Source organism: Flectobacillus roseus (genome assembly GCF_030056595.1).
GTDB classification, from domain to species: domain Bacteria; phylum Bacteroidota; class Bacteroidia; order Cytophagales; family Spirosomataceae; genus Flectobacillus; species Flectobacillus roseus.
Genome location: NZ_JASHIF010000032.1, coordinates 1 through 16188, shown reverse-complemented (window position 1 = coordinate 16188; position 16188 = coordinate 1). Strand labels below are relative to the sequence as shown.

Below are 16188 nucleotides of genomic sequence, written 5' to 3'. Positions count from 1 at the left end.
TAATAGCAAGATGAAATATGGAAATTATTCTATAGTCAAAAGAAATCTGGTATTGATTTGATACAGTATATTAGTTTCATTACTTAGAACCAAACTGATACTATACCTACCTTTAGCTTGAGGAGCACTGAAAGTTAATCGGTTGTTGGAGGAGCTATAAAGTGCATTTTGTACAAAACTATCATTATTGCCATCTAATTGCACTTGATAAAACCTTGCGGGTATTTTCTCAAAGTTTTCAGTAGTAAATTCTACAGTGCTACCCGGTTTCAATCTTGATTCTGTTATTTTTTTTGAATCATTTAGAAATGGCATATCTTTTCGATACACAGTGATAGATTTTGCAACAATCTTACTTTCCTTTTTTAACGATGTATTAATAATTTTTACGCGATATGTTCCCTCTTTTACTGAAACGGGGATTTTACATACTAGCATTCCATTATTAAAAAACATAGGCACCATGAATGTATGGCCTTCCTTATCAGTCAAAACCATATTGTAGTCATAGTTTTTTGATAAGTATTTACCGAAGACCTGTATACTTTCTTCTTGAATAGTACTCCAGTAATCAAGGGAGTCTATAAGAGGAGTAGGATATTGTACCGTCAAAGGTTTAGTGTATTCAGTGCTTTTGTTCTTTACCTTAAGTGTTAATGTGTAGCTTCCCGGCAACAAGTTGTCTTGAGAATAAACTTGTATATGCAATGAATCCAATAATTCCGTTTTCAAATTGGTAGTATTACCAGCACTGCTTATGGAGACTTGAACTTCAGTGGGGTTAAGTCCAAAATTACGACCTAGTATTTGAAAACTCATTCCGGCTTCTAATGTATCTGCCATTACCCGATTAATTAGTGGTATGGGTTGCTCTTGAGTCTTCACTTGAATTTCATAAATAACTTTTTGACCCGATTCCGAGACTAGAGTGTAATATACTGGCGCCGAAAAGTTTTGAACCACATTACTTGAAGGAATAATCGTAATGGTATTTTTGGTTACAATTGTTGGTACTAGAGATGTTAGGTTAGTTTGATAAGGAACCCAAATAATAACTCGTCTATCGCTATCCGATATTTCAGTTTGGAGGATACTCGTGCCAGCCAAAGAAATAGAATTAATTGCTGGAATTTCCCAAACATTATTTTCTGTAGATTTACAAGAATATAAAAATCCGATTATTACAAATAAGTATAGCTTTATTTTCATAATAGCAAGTAAAATAATATAAATAAAGTGTAAAGCTCAATAAACAAAAATAGGTATTTCTTCTAATCACTTATATATTTTAAAGACTGGATTTTTGTAAATAAGTATCGAAAGTACTCGGTAATTGAGTAAACGGTCGTATAGACCTATGCTATCAGTAGATAATTGAAAAGATTTGGTGAGTAAGGAGTACTTTAAAGGATTAAGCTTATTACGTTTAGAATTAAAATCATGCTCTGAAACCCCTCGATTCAAGATAAAGTGAGCATATACACATTTCCTTGATGTTTGGTAATAAATACTAGTCTAATTATTTGCAGATATTGAGATTATTGCGCCTCTCACAACCAATATTTTATAAAGATTGTCCTATTGTTCTGGCACTTTTGAGCATATTTCGAAGGGTTTTATATCCAAATGTCCCACCCTCTATTCAACATTTGAATAAATTAGTGTAAACGCTGTTAACCAGGCGTTTACACGTGTTAACAGTCGCGTTAACGCGAAAAAACTGAACGTTAACAGCGTTAACATTCAGTTTTTTTAGGTTCACATATAACAATGCCTGCATGCCATAAAATTTGATAGATTATCGACAAGAATACCATCAAATACCTAAAATAGATATTTCGGAAATGTGAGTTGCTTTCAAAATGACTACCCTACTTTTAAAGTTTTAAAATTTGGCATGAGGGATAGCCCATTGTTCCATCTTATTCTTATTCTAAATTAATATTTATGAGGCGTTAAGGTTTGTATTCACCACGTTATTGTGACTCATGACACATGTAAACGACTGGTTAACAGCATTTACACTATTTTCTACAATTTGATGTCACTTGTCAAATGTAAGAGCACGAAAGAAAATGAAAGCTCTATAATTTTTATGAACAAGCCCTGTATCACGAAGGTAGTGAATGCCAGAGATTTTAAAATAAACAGCAAATAAAATAAAATAGAAAATAACATAACTCTATTTCTACGTAAATACCAACGCTTCAACAAGAAAACTAAGCATATTAGCCCAACCTACACTTTCGGCTTCTTCAAAAATAATAAGGATTAAAAGCTACACTAAACATGGGAATCCTACAGCTTGCCATGTTTATTCGCTAAATAACAAAGAATATAAATAACTATAGTATCCTTAATCGGGTTGTTCTGCTTTCTTATGTGGCTACCAAATTAAAACAGAGATTCTGATTGTTATCAACAAATTGTTGAAGGGTCAAATATCCCAAAATGCAATCTGTCAAGACTATATTCACTCCAATATTTATCAAAATCCTGATGTATACTCTCACTGTCTTAAAATAAAAAAGGATTCAAACCCTAATAAAATTGCATTAGAAGACGTCTTCACATTTTCTAAAAATGAAGGTAAACCCATTATCTTGCTTTAAAGCATGGTTTTGAATCGATTTTGCAATATTATGTAGCTATCTTTTCATGCATCAGTGCTTAAAACTTTCTCTGTACAGTTTTACTTCAGGTGAGTAAGAGACATTATCGTCAATAGCGTTCCTTTTATAGGGAATAATATTGGCGATAATTTGTTTTTGATGACATTATGATGTAAATCTTATGTATCGAATCGTCAAACTGTCCAACATAGGTACTTAAAAATTGTCGATCAATAGGAACTATAGCATACTATTGTATTGTGGAAAGCTCTTTATAGGTTTGTTCGATATAAAATAGATTATTGTTGTGGACTGGAACTAGTGTTGCGCTTTTGTTTATAACAATCTTCCTATCTCCCCCTATTTCGACCGTGTTGTTTTCTTTTTCACTAAATCCAGACAAGCTAGTATGTAAGCCGTTTTGTTTTTGACTTTTGGATGTAATCCATTTTCAAATTCGATATGGATGGTTACAAACTTGTCAATCAATGTTGCGTTACTCAAAATGATTTGTTTCGTTTCTTTTTTGATTAAATATTGTTGGTCGATGATTTCTTCTAGCTTTGCGTAAACCAATGATGGATTCAGCGTGACTGCATCGCGGTATTCTTGCTGCTCTAATTGGCTCAACTCCCACTGAGTCACGATTGTAAACTCCAAATGTGTGACATTACGCTGTTTGTTGCCCAAATGCTCGTATTCTACCACAATGGGAAATTTCTCGGTCGAGGCTAATTCTTTTCTGGCAGGTTCTAGTACATACTTTTTGAAGTCATTTAAGTTGGTATATTTTTTTTCTTCTACCTGAAAAAGCCGACGGAGCTCATCTATGCTATAAATAAACTTCGTACGATTCTGACCCAAATGAAGCTTCACAATCTTATACATAATCGTTGAGTATATCGATCGAAAGGCTAAGATTGTTTTAAAATCATAACGCGTGTACTGGGTACCCAACGAGGCTAAGTAAGGTGATAATTGAGCATTTGAACGGAACTCTAGGTAGCCAGAGTTATCTTCATTAAAACTAATACTTGAAAATAAAGGCACATGCTTAAACTCAATATGTGATTTTGACATATCAAAAAAGGTCATCACTTTTTGAGCCATTGAGCGTGTAACCGCTAATACCTGCTCTACTTTAACCGTTTCTCTAATTTTTGTAATGGGAATTTTTACTGAAATCCCATGTTTGATATTTATAGAATTATGGTCTATCTGATTAATAAAATATTCAAATAAACGTTGCTCTACCCTAGAGAACTGGGTGTTGCTGATAACCATTCTATTGGGTAAATAATTATCTTTCCTGTTTGGGGTATATGGATGTTCGTAATAGTGTTCTTCTTCAAGTTCTGTATGTGCCATTGTATTATTCCAAGATTATTAAAGTTGATGAAATTTCCCAAAAACTCGCCTTAGCTTCCAAAAAACTCGCCTTACGAAGAAGAAAATTTCCAAAAAACTCGCCTTATGCTTCCAAAAAACTCGCCTTACGGCTTGCAAATATTTGATTTTCAATAAGTTACAAGCCCCTAAATCAATCAAATAATATATGAGAAATATAAAAATCAAAAGAGTATTACTAAAAATAATAGTATTTATTTAATTTTCCCAGAACTTACTCCTTTTTCCTTTAAACACTTTTTGGAAAATGATGTAATTTCCGGAGCTTCCAAAAAACTCGCCTTAGCTTTTTAACCCACTGATTAGTAGGCTTTTTATGTTCTAGCCTTTTGATGCAAATTTGTTATTGCGATTTCCAAAAAACTCGCCTTACAATATTTGTGATATTATCTGTACTTTTAAATACAGTGCTAAAGCGAGTTTTTGGGAAAGTTTTAAGGTTTTTTATTACGAGAATAGTGTTGCTTGGTATTCTAAGGCGAGTTTTTTGGAAAATTAAGTATCCTTTTTCCAAAAAACTCGCCTTAAGGCCTCGAAATACCCATTAAGATGAACTTTTAAGTCCTGTATGTGAGTTTTGTAAGCTAATTACTCGAATAAATTTCCCAAAAACTCGTTTTAGAATAAAGTTTGGGTTAGTAAAAGTATCACAAGGCGAGTTTTTTGGAAATTTGAACATGGCAGCTTCCAAAAAACTCGCCTTAGTTTATCCAAAGGTTTATTTAATCAAAAAACTGTGCAAATAATTTCCCCCTTTTTGTAGTAAAGTTATGACATTTTATTTTATATTTGTCATAACTTTACTACAAAAAAATAATTAAATGCTTACACAAGAAAATGCGTTAAAGTTTTTGAGACACCGACCAGCCATATCTGTTGCAGCTGTCGAAAAGCAAGCTTCTATCCCTTCAGGAACTATAGCACAAGCGTTATCCAAAGGGCGTCAACTTAGCGAAAAGCATTTAGTAGCATTAGACGGCGTTCTTCGTGATTATGGTTATAGAGACGACCTTTACCAAAAAGCCAGAGTCGTTTCGGTAATCAATCATAAAGGTGGTGTAGGAAAAACTACCACTGTATGTTCGCTAGGCGAAGCCTTAGCGAACAAAGGTTTTAAGGTATTGATGGTTGACTTGGATCCTCAAGGTAACCTTAGCCAAATTTTGGGTATCGAACAACCTGAATCTCAGGTAGCAGATGCCTTGATTCATGATGCAGATTTCCCTACCATCGAGCTACAGGAAGGTTTGGATTTGTCGCCAAGTGATATAGATTTAGGTAATGCCGAATATCAGTTAATTCTTGTGCCAGGAGGTGATTTGCGTTTGAAAAATCGCATGACTCCCCTACTGACCAAATATGACTATATTCTAATTGACTGTCCACCATCATTGGGCAAACTAACCGTATCGGCGTTGTATGCTTCAGATTCTTGTCTTATCACCATGCAGCCCGAAATGGCGGCCATGAAAGGAGTTAACTCTCTTTTGGAGAAAATCCATGAAATAAAGAAGAATTTGAACCCTATGCTCGAAATCGATGGCTTAGTATTCACGATGGTCAAGAAGAATAGTGTGCACGATGGTATCAAAGAGGCGGTGCGTCATAATCTACCTTTACGTATATTCAATACAGAAATAAAGCATTTGGTAGATTTTCAAAAAGCACAAGTGGCAGGGAATACCATCTCAAAATTTGCTAATCATTCGGAGGCAGCACATCTTTATACCGCTTTTTGTGCCGAGTATATTGATTATTTACAGTTTTTAAAATAGTGCGTCATGGCTAAAAAGATAAATATTGGCAGTTTGATTGCCAGTAAGACCAAAGAAACTTTTAGTAATAATCAACTGATTAATAGCGAGTCTGTCAAAAATAATATTCAGATTATTGAAGAGCTTCGTGTGTTTATCCCGCCGCTTGGCGTCGATGAGTTTTCACAACTCGAAAGTAATATTATCAAAAATGGCTGTAGAGATGCTCTCACTGTTTGGGAAACCACTGCGGGAGTAATCAATTCTAACTCAGAAAATCCTTCTGCTCCACAATATATACTTGTGGATGGTCATAACCGATATGAAATTTGTCAGAAGAACAGTATTTCTTTTAGTGTTCAATTAATGTCTTTCGGTTCTTTGCAACAAGTCAAAGAATACATGATTGACCTTCAATTAGGGCGAAGAAACCTTACTCCTGAGCAAGTGTCCTATTTTAGAGGACTTCGATTTTTAAATGAAAAAAATGAAATAGGGCGATATGACCGTCAAAACCATGCGGTTCAAAATGAACCTTATGATTCTACGGAAAAAGGAGATACTGCTGAAAGACTCTCAAAAGAATTTAATGTAGGACGCTCAACGATTAAACGAGATGCGGCTTTTGCCAAGGGACTTAACAAACTTGACACCGAGCTAAGAAATGAAATTTTGACGGGAAAGAAAAAAGTCTCAAAAGGAACAATTCAGGCATTAGCGAATGAAGTCACCCTTGAAGAACCTATTACAAGTATTGAGCAACTAGAAAGTACAGTTTCAAAGCCTGTAGCTTCGGTAGCAACGAAAGATGGTTCAGCATTTGATACTCATTATCAGAAATTAATTAAAACAGCCAATGAGTTTTACCAGAATAAAGATAAAAGGTATTTGGCTGAACTTCAGGATATTATTAACAAATTCGAAGGTTTGCTATCCTAAGAAAAACAATTTGGGGTCATAAGGTTCAAATTGAACCTTATGACCCCAAATTGTTTTATCTTCTACCATGCGGTTCAAAATGAACCGCATGGTAGAAGAGCATGAGTCATCCCAAGTTTTAACATTAGGGTTATTGTCCAACGTTTATCAAAATGACAACTATTTAGATGCAAAGGAGTTACGTCTCTAACCAGTAAAATTCATGTTTCCCATAGCTTTAGCTGAATAGATACAACTGTTTGTTGCTACATAGTATTGAAAAATTTAGGTAGAAAATTATATGAAGACATCAATCAGATTCCCAATAAATTGAAAGACGCCTACGAGATGCAAAACTTATTGAGCTTACAATAAAGGATTAAGTGATACGAAGAGATTATCACTACAATAGCAGTATTTTACTAGTTGAACCATTCTATACCATTTTCTAAACGCTCTAAAAAGTCGGTGAAAGAATTTCCAATTTCGATATGTGCTTCTTCTTCAATGAGAAAAGGCGACAACACTATTCTGAAATTAAGATTATCTAATTTTTCAATTGCTATAAATTCTCCGCTTCCATTATCTCCAATTCCTAATGTTTTGGGTAAACATTCAAAAATTTCGTATTCCTCATTAATTTCAATGATTTCGTCAAAATTCCAAAGTCGTATATTTTGTTCGCCAATAAAATCTTCAAATTCTGAGTAATTTAGCGCAAAAGACTTATAGTCCTCAGGAAGTTTAAAGCCTATAATTTTTTCAACTTTCTTAAAAGTGATCCTTGGCTTGTTACGTCTTTTAACAAGTTCATACTTCGATAATATTTCTTCAAACTTTTCCATCCTAATCGAATTTTTCTTCAATATTTGCTAAAATTTCGCAATCACAATAACCACCATTTTCTGACAACCAACTTAAAACGGCTTGATTATTTTCAATTTTATTCTTCGTTAAAAATTCCCTTGTAAGTTTGTTAGTGTCGTCACATTCGTTCTCCTCAAGTTTAATGTCGAGATAGTCAAAGAGCTTTTCAAAAAGTACTCTTTCCATCGGTAAACTTTGTTCAAATGCTTCTCTCTGTTTTTGTTTAAACTCCTTAGTAAGTTCTTTTTTTCGTTGCTTTTCGTCCATAATTAGAAGTGTTTGAGGTTGTAATGAGCGTACGAAGTTTCAATTTTATAACTAAAGTTTATTGGAAGTAAGACGCCCTAGGTTTGCACAACCGAAATCATCTTCAGTCAATAAGTTATTAAAAACATTATCATCTTGCATAGAATAGTAGCATTGTCGATGATAGTCTTTTATCCCAAACTTTGTGTTATCTAACCATTTACACGTTTTTGAGTATTCATAAATCATGTCATCCCAAAACCAATTCTGTTTTTCGATCAAAATCTTATTGATAGTTTTTCCGCCAGATTGTATTTGTATGCTTAAAATCGATTGATCTACACTTTTGGTGAGTAAAACTTGCCCTGTAGATTTCTTGTCTCTCGATGTTTTTTGGGGGTAAACTCTTTCAAATTTGAATTGACTTGCAATTATATGATTGTAGGATTTAATGAAAACTGATTTGTCCCAGCCATAAGTTTCTGATAATTCCAATATCGCAAAATGAAGTAAGTCCAGAATATACTTGTACTTTCCATGCTTTGATAAACTTAGATATTCTTCTTAATTGAATATTTTATCATATATACAAATTGCTCCAAAATATCTTGATCCAGCCAAACTAATATTTGGTCCAACATGTAAAGTTATTCTGCTTGTTTTGGGTGGTTTGTAACCGTCTAAAGAATTATGATAGAAGTCTGAAATGTAGTTTAATGTTCTACCAAACTCCGAGCCCTCAGGTGTATTTTTTATTAAAGTACCATGGTAGTATATCGTGATGTCAGAAAGAGGTCGTCCCATACTAGGTGTTTTTTAAGATTGTTACTAATGAATAGCGTTTGGTGTTGTGCTGGTGTTCTTTATTTTCGTTATTGTTTCTGTGTCAAGTCCAGCAGATTCAACATAAATTTCGTCAAAGTATGGGGAGTCCGTTATGCCGATGCCACCATGGGGTTTTAATTCAGAATTGTCTGAAAGAACAATACGAAAATTGAAGTTTTCAATATTAGAAATTCCTTGCTTCTCAAAATGTTGTTGAATTGTAGGCTGATATTTTTTATAATTTTCGCTTGTGATTAAGTTACCACCAATACCGCCCATACTTTCGTCAATGATGGAAAAAATCACATCCCCAATGTTGCAATTGTCTATGTAGAGGGTAGCTTTCATTTAATCTTCTCCTTCAATTGTAATATCAAGTAACTCACTTCCTATTTTCAGTCCAAGTAAAAGGTCTATAGTTTCGTTATCGCCCGAAACTATCAATAGTTTGTATTTACGGATTTCACTTGAAATTTCAATATCCTCAACTGCTTTAATTCTAACACTTAGTGAAAGTGATTTGCTGAATGGGGCATTAATAAACCATCTTTCCTGAACTGTCCCTTCGATTTGTTATCCAATTAGATAAAATTCGTTCCTGCGTCTAAGAGCAAAACTATCAATTACCTCAAATTGCCCTTGTCTTATTTTTGTGTCCATTGTCTGTCCTCTTAGGATGTCTATATCTCTACCTTTCAAGGCTTTATGCAGGTTTTGAGTTTTATATAGATTTAAGATTAAACTAACCCACGTAAAATGTCAAGTCGGTTACTTGGAGCATCTGGGGATAAAAAATCAGGAATAGTTTTATCCGTCCGCTTCGGTCTTTTTAAAAACTCAACTTGCCATTCGGTCAATCTAGGTTCTTTGATATGTACAAACTTTCCTGGCTCTTCTTCGTCGATATATTCCTCTTGCAATATTAATGCAATGGGTGGCTCACAGCCTACATTGTTTTTAGAAAACTCAAACGCTTCTTTATAAGTAGAAAAATAATAATAATAATCGTTGCTATCTTCTGTATCAGGAGCTCCATTCGCAGGATAACACCAAACTCGATATTCCAACACATCATCCCAAACATAACCACCACCTGACATTACTAAGGCAGGATATTCTCCAATTAAATTGGGGTCTTTAACCTCTGGATATTTTGTCATAACGTTTTATTATTGTAGTAATCTCAAGTAGTTGTATTTATCATTTCTTAATGAAACTGAATTAAGCTGTCCTATGAGCTTCACTAGACGCCAAATCTCTTGTTATATATAGCCTTCCTTTCATGTTTAATTAATTCAAGAAGGTAATTATGGCTTCATCATTTTTACTTGCTTCTGCGAATACTTCTTTCAGGATTTCAAAATAGTCAGTTAGATAATTGATCATTTCATCTTCCTCCCAAGTATTCGGATATATTTCGAGCTCCATCATTCTCTTTGAATCATATCTTTGTTCTAACTCTTCTGTCGTTATTTTGGAAAGCTCTGTATTTAACTCTTTTACTTCTCTATGTGTCAAGTATTGTCCAGGACCATAACCCAAATCCTGTTCTTCATCTATGACTTGTCCGCTAAATAATACTCTTGCCATAGGATGGTCAATTGTTTCAAGGTTCTGTCCTGTTAATAAAAATAATATTCCTTCCCATGACCTATCAATTTCTACCAGTTTTGGGTCTTCTTCATCAGATGTATTGTTATAAATACGTTCTTCTAAAAGCGAACTGTCTTTTAAATATTCTTCGAGTTCAACTTTCGTTACTCGAAGTAAATTACCAATCATACTCATAAATCAAGCTGTTTTACGTTTATAATATTGATAGAAACTGAAAGTTGTCTTTCACCACACAGTCTGTAGATGAGCGAATTTATCACAGAACCTGCGATTTGGACAAACGCCTATTACCTTAATAGATTTGTCATTCTATTATTTTGTGTCTATTGACACTGTAGTTGTCGAAATTAGGATTATGCCAAAATTCTTGTAGTCCAATCTTTGAAAACACTTCCAATTCGTCAGAATACATTGGATAAAGTCCTGCTATGTTTATCTTATAGTCTGCTCCAATATCAATATTTGAATAATCTTCTTTGTCCAATGTACTTGGCGCAAAAATGAAAAAAGCATTCATTTCTGAATCATCACTTATTTGTTCCCCAAAATTGATTGTTTGTCCGTAACAAAATGGACAGTCACCACGAAGTATATTTGCAATATATCCTACAATTTGTCCCCAGTCTAAATTGGAGGATTCAACAGAAATACATAATTCGGGTCTTCCAAATTTCCATTCAGGATGTTTCACCAATGAAAGTCCATAAGTAAGCGCTGTTATAAATCCTTTTTCAGGAATGTCTCTATAAACAATTGAAGTCACTCCTGAAATTCCTTCAATCAAACTATCGTTTTTATAGAACTCTGGTTCTTGTTGAAAGATATTGTCTAAGTGATTCAAATATCTTTCAATAGGTGTTAGTGAGTTTTCTTTTCCCATTTTCTTAAAATTTAATCGATTGTATTGTAGGCATATGTGACACAACTCTTAACACTTTGTTCAAAAGATAATTAGTAAGTTGCTTATAACAGGTGTTGGTATTTTCACTGAACTGCTAACGACGGCAGTAATAATCACCATTTAAGTACATACGTTCACACACTCTTCTATGCGACGCATAAGTTATTTTTTGACTGCGTTGTAAAATCCGTTTATAAAATACTTTCTTTTCAATAGACTATCCTCGTTGAATGAAATATAAAATATCGTATGCTTTCTTATCTCATTAGCATCTTGATCATCCATTGATTTAGGGAAATTATCAATGCTATTAACATAAGCGATACTAGTTACGGGCTTTGCATATGTAACCGTATCTACATACATCATTGCCTTATCCAATAAAAATAATGTATCTCTTTTAGTTTTTACATCATAGTTGCCAATATAGATATAATGTGCATACCCATTTACATGAGTACCCAAAGGTATTTCAGTGTGAAATTTGTACGTTGTACTATTACTAACACTTTCCTTCTGATGATTACAACTTTCAAACGAACAAAGAAGTACCAATAATAATCCTATGTTTTTTGATTTCATGCTTTTTCATATTTAGGAAATGCTTTACATTTTTGGTAGTCTTATTGCTACTTTTTTGTCGGGTCAAATCCATACATAAAGTCATTCAAGTGTCCATCTGAGCTTTCAAGTCCTACGATATCCATTAGTTCTTCAAAGTAACTGCACACTCTTTCTCTGTCTTCTGTGTCAAGTTGTAAGTAGAGGTCGGCAAATCGGTCAAGCCCGATTTTTATTGCATTCTGATATTCTGTATCGGTTGAGTTTCCCTTGTCAGCAAGTTTTTTAAAATCGTCTGCTGCAAGATTAATTTTTTCAGTCAGAATAGGTTTTAGGGTTGGGTCGCCAATTCCTGGGTAAAAAAGTTTACCGTCTCGCAAAAATTTTTCTTTACTCTTAAACTCTTCAAATTTTGTCATTGCGTTTTCTGGTGTTTTTATTTTTCCTTGCCCACAAGCTGTGAAAAGAAGAAAGGATAGTCCAATTATTATGTTTATTAGCTGTTTCACAAAGCGTTTTTTTTAATGTGTTACTGCGAATTTATATCCCGCAATATAAATAAATTTCCTGACGTATATCCGCCCCCGTAGGGGATATAAGCGAATGTTTGAAGCAGGACTAAATTTTATTAACCAAAGGCAATAAGTTATAGAAGATAGAGATGTACTAGCCTACAATGAAACGGGAGTCTAATTCAAATAGACTCCCGTTTCTATTCATAAAAAAGTACATAATTGAGTCACAAACTAGATCAAATAGTCTCTTCCGAAGTTCCTTCGATTTGATAATGCAAATCTATACCATCATTTCCCAATACGGCTTTACCGCCATTTTTGTGGTAAATGTATGCCTTTCTTGAAGCCTAATAATCATCAAACTTGCTGATATCTAATACGAACGCTTATTTACTGGTGCCAGTGGTTATTGCTGCTGATAAATTATTAATTCTTTACTTGTATTTTGTGTCAAATATTTTTTAGAGTGAAAGTCTAACCTTCCATCAATTTTCTTGTAAGTCAAATTTTTGAAGTTTCTGTCCCAAGAAAGTACAAATTTTCCATAACCAAGCTCAGTTATAAATATGTCGCCATCTTCAAAAAAGATTATTTGGGACATATCATTTCGTCTATTTTTTAGAAATGTTTGACTTCCTAAAGTTACTTTTTCTACTTTCGTTACTTCAACACCTCTTTCGTTAATATTTGACCAACTTGTTATTAATGGCTCTAACAACTCAATCACTTCATCTGAAGGCATCAACTCAATTCTTTCTAATTTGGGTAAATTCCAAGCAACATATTTTCCATGATCTGCACCACCAACAATATATTTATTATCTGGCGAGAATTTAGCGATATTCATTCCAAAATTATGCGATACACCATTGTAGATTTTCTCTTTGTAGTCCTTAAGATACGTTGGGTGAGCCCACAGAGTATTTTTATCGCCATTTATTAGGTTATAAAATTGAGATTTGGTTGAATAAGAAAAAGAAATTAGAAATTCGTAGTTTGGAGAAAACTCATAGAGAGTATTTCCTTTCCCAAATTCGTAAGTACCTAATACTTTACCATCAAAATTTAGAATTATATTAGCCGTCTCACCTTTTTGTATTAATATCCATTCTCGTTTAGCGAGAATCTTACTTCGATACTTTTCACCAATATCAATACTACTCTCTAAACTTCCATCTTTACTGAAAACTAAAAAGGTGCCTTCATAGACTATCAAATACTTCTCATTTTTATGCCAATAGGCAAAATCTGAGTTAACTGCATATTGAACTTGTCCTTTTTTAAGTTTTTGAACTGGTAAATTCAATTCAATAATATTGTTGTCTGGAGTAAAGATGTAATTGTTCATGAAAAAATCATTGGTTTCTTCAATTACTCCAAAAGCCCAAATATTAGGAATATTTTCAATTTCTCTTTCAAAAACTAATTCTCCTTTTGAATTTATTTTTATTAGTTTCTGATTTTTCGTAATAATCAAAATTTCACATAAAGGATTTATATTGAATGCTCGTATTTCAAATTGAGAAATATCAAGTCGAAGTTTCTCAATAAATTGAGTTTTTTTAGAAAACTCAAACTTTTCATTCTTTGAATTAAGAACTTTAATAGAGCCTTCGAATGGATTTACAAAAGTTAGATTTGCAACCTTTTTAACATTTTTTATTAACCAATTTAATACCCCAATTGAATTATGAGCTTCTGCTTCTGAAATTTTGAGTTTATTTTCAATTTCTTGAACTAAAAATTGATAGTATTTTTCAAATTCTTCATTGGCTAAATCAACATATCCTCCAAAAAATAATAAGTTGATATGTTGAAAAGGAGAATGAGAACTTTTATATATTTTCAAAATATCTGCGTTTTCAGATATCCTAGAAACTAAGTTTGGGATTCTAATGTTCAAAAAGTCATCTAAAGGAATAAGTCCATCATGGAAGTTGCTGTCTCTCGTGAGTGCCAGTGTCACAATTCTTTTGAATTGTTGTGAAGCTGTTGGTGCGTAAGAACTATCATCGTCAAAGTCGTCAAAAGAAAGTTCAATTTTTGATCTTAAAATTTCTGTATTGAAATAGAAATTAGTTTGATACCCAAGGGTATCAAAAGTCCATTTTTCATAACTAGGAATTTTTATTTCTCCGTAAACTTCAAAAACGAAAGACAATTTATCTGTACTATCATCATGAACAAGAGGTGAGTAGGGTGCGGAAATATTGATAATGTGGGAAAATCCTTTTGTATCTTGACGTGAAAAAAGTTGCTTAGATTTTTGATACTTAAATCCATGTTTAGTCAGCTCATCACTAAGTATAGGAGCTACCTTGTCGTTAATTAACTCTTTAATTTTACTTTTCTTAATCATTTTATTCGGCTATTTTCAGTTTCAGGTGTCAATTTCAAATTGTAAAGCCATTTTTGGGTTCTCAAAATAAGTATTAGCTACCTTTTCTATTTTTTCTCAACTCCACAGAAGTCAAAATAACTTCTACTTGTACATAAAATTAATTCCTTATTTTCCATGATTTATTTTTGTATGTTATTGGTCATGTTGCATGTTGGTTGTTGAGTTCAGTTTCAATAAATTTGAGTAGTGTCTGTTTATCAGGTAATTGAAGCATGTATTTAGAGATAAACAGTTCGTTTTCAAGTCCTGCGGTGGCATATTCTACTAAGGCATCATCTTTGTCGGCACACAAAATAATACCCACTGGCGGGTTATCGCCTTCGGTCATTTCGTTTTTACGGAAATAGTTTAAATACAACAACATTTGCCCTGAGTCGGCATGGTTAAATTTGCCTAATTTCAAGTCAATCAGTACATGGCATTTCAAAATTCTGTGATAGAAAACTAAATCTATACGGTAATGCGTATTGCCAAATGTAATGCGTTTTTGGCGAGCTTCAAAGCAGAAACCTCTCCCCAATTCTGTCAAAAAGTGCTGTAAATGGTCGATAATTGCCATTTCCATATCATTTTCAGAGTACTGCGTTTTTTCTTCTAAGCCCAAAAACTCTAAAAATAAAGGATTTCTAATCAGTTCTTTCGGTTCAAATGGCTGTTGGTCTTTCATTTTGGCAATTACGCTCGCCTTATCCTTCGAAAGTCCTGTTCTTTCAAAAAGTAAGGTATCAATCGCCCGTTCTAACTCACGCACTTTCCAGGCATTTTTAACCGCTTCAATTTCGTAAAAACGTCTTTTAAGATCCGTATCAAGACGTAATAACTCAATAAAATGCGAAAAAGAGAGCGTATTAAGAAGCGTTTCGATAGGGAGCATTAAGGCATCGTGTTCCCTGTCAGTACCTTCTGTTATTTTCCTAATCATCACATTTTTGAATTTTGCAGACACTGTCTGCAAAATTTGAGGATAGCAAAGATAGAACTCTTTAAATGTATAGAGATTCCGTTGTCCCATTCCTTTTATTCCTAATTCTTTGAGCTTGGATGCTAATGGAGGAATCGGATTTTTCCCATAAGCAGCCCTATCTTCTCCATGTTGCTCAAATTCCACGATATAGCAACCAATCAGCCAATTGCGGATCGTTTGTAAATAATTCACCTGCTTAACCGCCTGTGACGATAATTGAACGTGAGTAGATTCAATTGAGTTAATAAGTTCTTCAAAATTCATGTGCAGGATATTTTTCTAACTCCGTTTCAATGGCTTGTTTCAATTGCGTTTCGGTTGGTAATATTAACTCATATTTACTAGCAACAATATGCTTTTGATTTTCAGGCAAGCTGAATTTTACGACTGTATCATTTTTGTCGGTACATAACAGAATACCAATTGTCGGGTTTTCGTGGGCTAAACGTTCCACTCGGTCATAATAATTGACATACATCTGTAATTGTCCCACGTCTTGATGAGTCAATTTATGAGTTTTGATTTCTATAATGACAAAACATTGCAACAGGCGATTATAAAATACTAAATCCACAAAAAACTCATCATCCTCTAATAAGATAC

15 protein-coding genes are annotated in these 16188 nt (G+C 33.5%); 2 read left to right on the top strand and 13 right to left on the bottom strand.

The features are described from left to right. Positions 1-24: 24 nt before the first annotated feature. Both QM524_RS25190 and QM524_RS25185 read right to left on the bottom strand, forming a co-directional pair. Complete coding sequence (locus tag QM524_RS25190) at positions 25-1209, bottom strand: hypothetical protein (protein ID WP_283346783.1); 1185 nt, start codon at positions 1207-1209, stop codon at positions 25-27. Positions 1210-2972: 1763 nt separating this feature from the next. Then, positions 2973-3980 (bottom strand): replication initiation protein, encoded by a 1008-nt coding sequence (locus tag QM524_RS25185; RefSeq protein ID WP_095168036.1) that lies wholly within the window; start codon positions 3978-3980, stop codon positions 2973-2975. An 860-nt stretch (positions 3981-4840) separates the two neighbouring features. Here QM524_RS25185 and QM524_RS25180 point away from each other — a divergent pair. Next, the gene (locus tag QM524_RS25180) at positions 4841-5794 is read left to right on the top strand and encodes a ParA family protein (RefSeq protein WP_095168039.1); all 954 of its coding nucleotides are present in this window, start codon (positions 4841-4843) and stop codon (positions 5792-5794) included. Positions 5795-5800: 6 nt separating this feature from the next. Then, entirely contained in the window at positions 5801-6712 is a 912-nt protein-coding gene (locus QM524_RS25175) for a ParB N-terminal domain-containing protein (protein ID WP_283346782.1), read from the top strand. Between the two features lie 401 nt (positions 6713-7113). Here QM524_RS25175 and QM524_RS25170 read toward each other — a convergent pair whose 3' ends face one another. The 11 genes from QM524_RS25170 to QM524_RS25120 all read right to left on the bottom strand — a co-directional run. Continuing rightward, positions 7114-7536 carry an SMI1/KNR4 family protein gene (locus tag QM524_RS25170; protein ID WP_283346781.1) on the bottom strand — a complete coding sequence of 141 codons (423 nt, stop codon included), beginning with the start codon at positions 7534-7536 and terminating at the stop codon, positions 7114-7116. 1 nt (position 7537) lies between these two features. Continuing rightward, positions 7538-7825, bottom strand: coding sequence for a DUF2695 domain-containing protein (locus tag QM524_RS25165; protein WP_095168046.1), 288 nt, complete (start codon positions 7823-7825; stop codon positions 7538-7540). An 807-nt stretch (positions 7826-8632) separates the two neighbouring features. After that, positions 8633-8977, bottom strand: coding sequence for a hypothetical protein (locus QM524_RS25160; RefSeq protein ID WP_283346780.1), 345 nt, complete (start codon positions 8975-8977; stop codon positions 8633-8635). 389 nt (positions 8978-9366) lie between these two features. Continuing rightward, positions 9367-9789, bottom strand: coding sequence for a hypothetical protein (locus tag QM524_RS25155; RefSeq protein ID WP_283346779.1), 423 nt, complete (start codon positions 9787-9789; stop codon positions 9367-9369). A gap of 130 nt (positions 9790-9919) precedes the next feature. Beyond that, positions 9920-10417: a YfbM family protein gene (locus QM524_RS25150; RefSeq protein WP_283346778.1), complete on the bottom strand. Its 498-nt coding sequence runs from the start codon at positions 10415-10417 to the stop codon at positions 9920-9922. Between the two features lie 130 nt (positions 10418-10547). Continuing rightward, complete coding sequence (locus QM524_RS25145; RefSeq protein WP_283346777.1) at positions 10548-11123, bottom strand: suppressor of fused domain protein; 576 nt, start codon at positions 11121-11123, stop codon at positions 10548-10550. Between the two features lie 183 nt (positions 11124-11306). Then, a complete protein-coding gene (locus QM524_RS25140; RefSeq protein ID WP_283346776.1) occupies positions 11307-11726 on the bottom strand; it encodes a hypothetical protein in 420 nt (139 codons plus the stop codon). Positions 11727-11773: 47 nt separating this feature from the next. Beyond that, entirely contained in the window at positions 11774-12214 is a 441-nt protein-coding gene (locus tag QM524_RS25135) for a DUF4844 domain-containing protein (protein ID WP_283346775.1), read from the bottom strand. A 412-nt stretch (positions 12215-12626) separates the two neighbouring features. After that, positions 12627-14579, bottom strand: coding sequence for a hypothetical protein (locus tag QM524_RS25130; protein ID WP_283346774.1), 1953 nt, complete (start codon positions 14577-14579; stop codon positions 12627-12629). A 181-nt stretch (positions 14580-14760) separates the two neighbouring features. Next, positions 14761-15849, bottom strand: coding sequence for a PDDEXK nuclease domain-containing protein (locus QM524_RS25125; RefSeq protein WP_283346773.1), 1089 nt, complete (start codon positions 15847-15849; stop codon positions 14761-14763). Next, positions 15839-16188, bottom strand: a 350-nt coding sequence (locus QM524_RS25120; RefSeq protein WP_283346772.1) for a PDDEXK nuclease domain-containing protein, incomplete at its 5' end; no start/stop codon positions are given. The genes QM524_RS25125 and QM524_RS25120, both read right to left, overlap by 11 nt.

What these genes read in the sequence shown, in the direction of transcription:
- QM524_RS25190 (WP_283346783.1), bottom strand. Translation starts at nt 1,209, where the DNA reads ATGAAAATAAAGCTATACTTATTTGTAATAATCGGATTTTTATATTCT.
- QM524_RS25185 (WP_095168036.1), bottom strand. Translation starts at nt 3,980, where the DNA reads ATGGCACATACAGAACTTGAAGAAGAACACTATTACGAACATCCATAT.
- QM524_RS25180 (WP_095168039.1), top strand. Translation starts at nt 4,841, where the DNA reads ATGCTTACACAAGAAAATGCGTTAAAGTTTTTGAGACACCGACCAGCC.
- QM524_RS25175 (WP_283346782.1), top strand. Translation starts at nt 5,801, where the DNA reads ATGGCTAAAAAGATAAATATTGGCAGTTTGATTGCCAGTAAGACCAAA.
- QM524_RS25170 (WP_283346781.1), bottom strand. Translation starts at nt 7,536, where the DNA reads ATGGAAAAGTTTGAAGAAATATTATCGAAGTATGAACTTGTTAAAAGA.
- QM524_RS25165 (WP_095168046.1), bottom strand. Translation starts at nt 7,825, where the DNA reads ATGGACGAAAAGCAACGAAAAAAAGAACTTACTAAGGAGTTTAAACAA.
- QM524_RS25160 (WP_283346780.1), bottom strand. Translation starts at nt 8,977, where the DNA reads ATGAAAGCTACCCTCTACATAGACAATTGCAACATTGGGGATGTGATT.
- QM524_RS25155 (WP_283346779.1), bottom strand. Translation starts at nt 9,789, where the DNA reads ATGACAAAATATCCAGAGGTTAAAGACCCCAATTTAATTGGAGAATAT.
- QM524_RS25150 (WP_283346778.1), bottom strand. Translation starts at nt 10,417, where the DNA reads ATGAGTATGATTGGTAATTTACTTCGAGTAACGAAAGTTGAACTCGAA.
- QM524_RS25145 (WP_283346777.1), bottom strand. Translation starts at nt 11,123, where the DNA reads ATGGGAAAAGAAAACTCACTAACACCTATTGAAAGATATTTGAATCAC.
- QM524_RS25140 (WP_283346776.1), bottom strand. Translation starts at nt 11,726, where the DNA reads ATGAAATCAAAAAACATAGGATTATTATTGGTACTTCTTTGTTCGTTT.
- QM524_RS25130 (WP_283346774.1), bottom strand. Translation starts at nt 14,579, where the DNA reads ATGATTAAGAAAAGTAAAATTAAAGAGTTAATTAACGACAAGGTAGCT.
- QM524_RS25125 (WP_283346773.1), bottom strand. Translation starts at nt 15,849, where the DNA reads ATGAATTTTGAAGAACTTATTAACTCAATTGAATCTACTCACGTTCAA.